The 1040-nt window shown below is 48.2% G+C and carries 1 protein-coding gene; it reads left to right on the top strand.

Annotated elements, in window-relative coordinates; translation table 11 throughout:
• On the top strand, positions 1-1040 hold a 1040-nt coding region (locus HMPREF3144_RS04930), incomplete at both ends, for a ShlB/FhaC/HecB family hemolysin secretion/activation protein (RefSeq protein ID WP_141742728.1).

Below are 1040 nucleotides of genomic sequence, written 5' to 3'. Positions count from 1 at the left end.
TGCTTGGTTACAGAATGAGCTTCCGGCGAGTAGCGGTGATGTTTTTAATCTACGAGATATAGAGCAGGGTCTAGAGAATTACCGACGTGTGCCTACTGCGCAAGCTCAAGTTCGTATTGAGGCCGGTGAGGCGATTAACAGCAGTGATCTGTATATTGATTGGCAGCAGCGTAGTGTGCCGTTTCGTTTTAGTCTTGGTCTGGATAATTCAGGCAGCAAGCAGACCGGTCGCTACATAGGCACGACCACACTCTCCGGAGATAATCTTTTGGGGCTTAGTGATCTGTTTTATATCTCCTATAACCGGGGTTTGGGCGAAAAGACAAGTTTGCGTGATGAGGTGGGGAGTCGGACTAAGAGTGGCACCGATAGTTATTCCTTGCACTATTCGATTCCTTGGGGGCATTGGCAGCTTTTTTATAATCAAAGTTATCATCGTTACCACCAAGCGATTGCAGGTGCCTATGAAAATTATGACTACAACGGGCGTAGCTTAAACCGTGAGATAGGCCTGAGCCGAGTGCTTTATCGGGACAGTCGACGTAAGACTCAGCTCAGCGCAAAGCTATGGCAACGACGCTCTCATAATTATATTGAAGATGCGGAGATTGAGGTACAGCGCAAGAAGATGGGTGGTTGGCAAGCCACTCTATCTCATAAGGAATTTATTGCACGAAGTACCTTGGGTCTTGATGTGTCCTATCGTCGCGGTACAGGTATATTCGGCAGTGAGCAGCCGGCAGAGTATCTCTTTGGTGAAGGGACATCGCGTATGCGGATTATTACTGCGGATCTGCATTGGCATATTCCGTTTAGCGCTGCGCGCGAGAACTTTTCTTGGGACAGCCGCGTTCATGCGCAATGGAATAAAAGCCCTTTGGTCACACAGGACCAATTAGCCATTGGTGGTCGTTATACGGTGCGTGGCTTTGATGGGGAGTATTATCTAATGGCTGAACGTGGTTGGTATTGGCGTAATGATATCGCTTGGCAATACCAACCTAGCCATCAATTTTATGTGGGACTGGATGTTGGCCGTG

Source organism: Oligella sp. HMSC05A10 (genome assembly GCF_001808335.1).
Classification (GTDB): domain Bacteria; phylum Pseudomonadota; class Gammaproteobacteria; order Burkholderiales; family Burkholderiaceae_B; genus Oligella; species Oligella urethralis.
Note: the sequence above shows the minus strand (reverse complement) of the source record. Positions and strands in the feature narration are given on the sequence as shown.